This is a genomic window from Sporolactobacillus caesalpiniae, from assembly GCF_040513385.1.
Classification (GTDB): Bacteria; Bacillota; Bacilli; order Bacillales; family Sporolactobacillaceae; genus Sporolactobacillus.
Genome location: NZ_JBEVCB010000019.1, coordinates 1 through 766, shown reverse-complemented (window position 1 = coordinate 766; position 766 = coordinate 1). Strand labels below are relative to the sequence as shown.

1 protein-coding gene is annotated in these 766 nt (G+C 46.0%); it reads left to right on the top strand.

Features of this window, described 5'->3' with window-relative positions:
* The coding region (tnpC, locus tag ABWW58_RS17115) for an IS66 family transposase (RefSeq protein ID WP_353870253.1) at positions 1–766 on the top strand (766 nt) is incomplete at both ends.

The window sequence follows — 766 nt, the reverse complement described above, 5'->3', positions numbered from 1 at the left end:
TCATCAAACATGTTCGTCACACGTATACCTGTCGGCATTGTGAACGGGAAGCCATACAAACGCCGATTGTCACTGCGAAAGCGCCAAAAGCTGTTTTTCCCAAGAGCTTAGCGTCACCTTCGGCGATGGCCTATGTGATGTGTCAAAAATATTTGGACGCTCAGCCGTTATACCGTCAGGAACAACAATTGAAGCGTCTAGGTGTCACCTTGTCCCGGCAAACACTAGCCAATTGGATGCTTCATGGAGCTGAACGTTGGCTCCGACTTATCTATGATCGGATGAAGACTTACTTAGTTGCCCGTGACCTTTTGCATGCAGATGAAACCACGCTTCAAGTTTTGAAAGAACCGGGACGATCTGCTTCATCGAAGTCGTATCTTTGGCTCTATCGGACGGGACGTGAAAAACCGGGAATTATTCTTTATGATTACCAAACGACACGTGCTGCCAAGCATCCGATGAAATTTTTGGAAGACTTCAAGGGTTATCTGCAAGTGGATGGTTATGCGGGGTACCAGCAACTCAAAAATGTCATTCTTGCCGGATGTTGGGCTCACGCGCGAAGAAAATTCAGTGACGCATTAAGTGCGTTGCCTGAATCCGCCAAGGAATCCGCTGTCATCGCCAAAGAAGGACTCGCTTATTGTAATCAGCTTTTTAAAATTGAACAGGATCTTAAAAAAAGCAAGGCTTCCGATGATGAACGCTATCAAGTACGACAAAATCAAAGCAAACCCATCGTTGAGGCTTTTTCAGTATGGCT